The sequence below is a fragment of the Geodermatophilus chilensis genome, assembly GCF_002802985.1.
In the GTDB taxonomy this organism is placed as follows: domain Bacteria; phylum Actinomycetota; class Actinomycetes; order Mycobacteriales; family Geodermatophilaceae; genus Geodermatophilus; species Geodermatophilus chilensis.
In genome coordinates this window covers 1-2,895 of sequence record NZ_NVPT01000299.1, presented here as the reverse complement: position 1 = coordinate 2,895, position 2,895 = coordinate 1, and the positions used below count along the sequence as shown (strand labels likewise).

Sequence of the window (2,895 nt, the reverse complement as noted above, 5' to 3'; positions counted from 1 at the left end):
GACCAGGATCCGCAGGGCACTCCGGCGGCCATGCTCGATGGCGAGCCCGTCGATTCCTCCGTGCTCTACGACGGTCAGGCGCTGGGAGCGCTGCTGCGCGGCGGAGCGCAGGCGCCACCTCTGCATCAGGAGGGCAACCCCGGCGGTGGCCAAGACTTCGACAGAGACCTGATCGGGACCGAGCCTGGGACCCCGGACTCCGGGGATTACCTGGAGTAGAGACTCGTGTTCGCCGCCGTCGGGAAAGCGATCTGGCGAGTACGGGCGGTGACGAGGAGCGCTCAGCGGCCGCTGCCTGCCAGCCGTGTGCGTATGTAGCGTGTCGCACCTCGGACACCAGCTGATACACACCGCCTGACCGCGCCGGGCCCTCTCGAGCTGCAAGCTGACCGCTCATCCGCGGTCGCTTCTACTGCACCACGAGCCATGGACCCGTCTGTCTACGCGCGGCCAAGGTAACTTGACGGTCGGGCAACGGCAAGTTAACTTGGGTAGGTGCGGATCGAGATTCTCGCCACCGCACGCAAGCACGGCGTCGCGGACGACGACATCCTGCACGCGCTTGGCAACGCCATCTTCGCCTACCCAGGCCAGGGCGACTACGAGCTCACGATGGCCGTCGGCCCGGCCCGCAACGGCGTGACCATGTTGGAAGTCGGCTACCTCGTGGGCGAGGACGATCGCCTGGTCGTCATCCATGCCATGAGGGCCCGGCGGAAGTATCTCGAGGAAGGCTGATCACGATGCCGCGCAGCTACGAGGAGATCGTCAACCAGGCCGAGGAACTGTCCCGCATCTTCGAGGAGGACTTCGAGCCGGCCGTCTCCAAGGAAGAGGCCGCACTACGAGCTGCTGCCCTACGCCGAGCCCTCGCCGAGAGCGAGCTCGGTGAGGCCGTTGCCGCTGCCAGAAAGGCCGGCGTTCCCTGGGATCGCATCGGCGAAGCAGTCGGGACCAGCGGCGAAGCCGCACGGCAGAAGTACCGCGCGCTGGTCGGCAAGGAGAAGCCGGTCACCTCCGGTCACTGACCCGTCGGCGGCATACGGCCGCTGCCTGAACTGCCGCCGTGTGTGGTTCTCGCGACAGTATGGAGTCGTGCCGAATCCGTCCGGGTCCGCGGATCAGGGCACGCTGCCGTTCATCGGACTGGACGACGAGCTGTCGGCGCTGCGCGACGACGTCGCCCGCCTGCGGGCGGAGAACGCCCGCCTGCTGCGCCTGCTGGAGCTGACGCCGCAGCAGGCGCGCCCGCCGGGCCCGATCCAGACCGGCGTCTTCGACGGCGAGCCGGGACCGGTGCACGCCGGCTCCCCGGCCACGGCCAAGGTGGCCTTCTTCGCCAATCTCTTCGCCGCGCGGCCCGACGTGTACGCGCTGCGGTGGGAGAACACGCGCACCGGCCGGGCCGGCTGGGTGCCGGCGGTCCGCGGCGGCTGGCGCAAGGGCGTTCCGGCGGCCGAGCGGGAGTACCTGCCGCTGACCGAAGAGGTGATCACCGCCCATCTGTCCGGCGAGCTGGAGCTGGGCCTGTATCCGCTGTTGGACGGTGACCGCTGCCATTGGCTGGCTGCCGATTTCGACGGGCCCGTCGCCATGCTGGACGCGCGCTCGCCTACCTGAAGGCGGCCCGCGCGGTCGACGCATCCGCGGCGCTGGAGGTGTCCCGCTCGGGCCTCGGCGCGCACGTCTGGTTGTTCTTCACCGCGCCCGTGCCGGCGGCCATCGCCCGCCAGGTCGGCACCGGGCTGCTGCGCGAGGCCATCTCGGTCCGCGGCCGGATGGACCTGGCCAGCTACGACCGGCTCTTCCCCTCTCAGGACGCCGTCCAGGTCGGCGGCCTCGGCAACCTGATCGCCGCCCCGCTACAAGGCCATGCCCGCCGCCGGGGAGCCACGGTCTTCCTCGACCTGGCAACGATGGAGCCGCACGAGGACCAGTGGGCGTATCTGTCCAGCCTCGGCCGGCTCACGCCGAAGGAGGTCAGCCGGCTCGCGCAGCGGCTGGGCCAGGTCGCGGTCGGCGCGGAGGTGAACCGACTCCGCTCCCCCACCTCCACGAAGATCGCCGTGCAGCCTCCCGCTGTCGTTCGCGCCCGGCTCGGAGCGACGATCACCGTCAAAGCCGCGGAGGTGCCACCCGCGCTTCTGGCCACCCTCAAGCACGCCGCGTCGATGCCGAACCCCGTGTTCTACGAGCGCCAGCGGCGCCGGGCCTCCACCTGGGACATCCCACGCTTCCTGCGCAGCTACGACGAGACACTCACCGGCGACCTGCTCCTGCCGCGCGGGCTGCAGGACCGGCTCACCGCCCTGGTCGAGCAGGCAGGCAGCCGCCTGGAAATCACCGACGGGCGCGCGACCGGGCAGACGCAGAGCTTCCGCTTCACTGCTGAGCTGGACCCCGAACAGCAGGCGGCGCTGAACGCGCTGGCCTTGCACGAGCTCGGCGTGCTGGTGGCCCCGCCGGGGGCGGGCAAGACGGTCATCGCCTGCGCGCTCATCGCCTCGCTGGCCGTGTCCACACTGGTGCTGGTCGACCGCAAGGCGCTGGCCGACCAATGGCGGGCCCGCATCAGCGCACTGCTCGGCGTCAAACCCGGGCAGCGCGGCGGCGGACGAGGCAAGACCACCGGTGTCATCGACGTCGCCACCCTGCAGACCCTCGCGCGGGACGACGACGTCGCCAGCTGGACCAGTCAGTACGGCCTGGTCGTGGTCGACGAGTGCCACCACGTGCCGGCCGCCGCCTTCGAGCACGCCGTGCGGCAGATCCCGGCTCGTCGCTGGCTCGGGCTGACCGGACTTCCGAAGATCGTGAGCACGCGACCGGCCCAATTCGCTGATTGACCTGGAGGGATGCGGGCAGGCCGCGATGGGGTCGTGTTACTACAGGCGC

Annotated in this window: 5 protein-coding genes; all 5 read left to right on the top strand. The window is 70.5% G+C overall.

All coding sequences use genetic code 11. The features are described from left to right. A partial coding sequence (locus CNO22_RS29545; protein WP_232807379.1) for a hypothetical protein occupies window positions 1–219 on the top strand: 219 nt, incomplete at its 5' end. A gap of 276 nt (window positions 220–495) precedes the next feature. Continuing rightward, complete coding sequence (locus CNO22_RS26550; RefSeq protein WP_100502224.1) at window positions 496–738, top strand: hypothetical protein; 243 nt, start codon at window positions 496–498, stop codon at window positions 736–738. 5 nt (window positions 739–743) lie between these two features. Then, on the top strand, window positions 744–1,028 hold the full coding sequence (locus tag CNO22_RS26545; protein WP_232807378.1) for a hypothetical protein: 285 nt from the start codon (window positions 744–746) through the stop codon (window positions 1,026–1,028). Between the two features lie 67 nt (window positions 1,029–1,095). Continuing rightward, window positions 1,096–1,620: a TOTE conflict system archaeo-eukaryotic primase domain-containing protein gene (locus CNO22_RS28635; RefSeq protein ID WP_198588631.1), complete on the top strand. Its 525-nt coding sequence runs from the start codon at window positions 1,096–1,098 to the stop codon at window positions 1,618–1,620. 38 nt (window positions 1,621–1,658) lie between these two features. Then, complete coding sequence (locus CNO22_RS26540; RefSeq protein WP_198588630.1) at window positions 1,659–2,846, top strand: TOTE conflict system archaeo-eukaryotic primase domain-containing protein; 1,188 nt, start codon at window positions 1,659–1,661, stop codon at window positions 2,844–2,846. The last annotated feature ends 49 nt before the right edge of the window (window positions 2,847–2,895 follow it).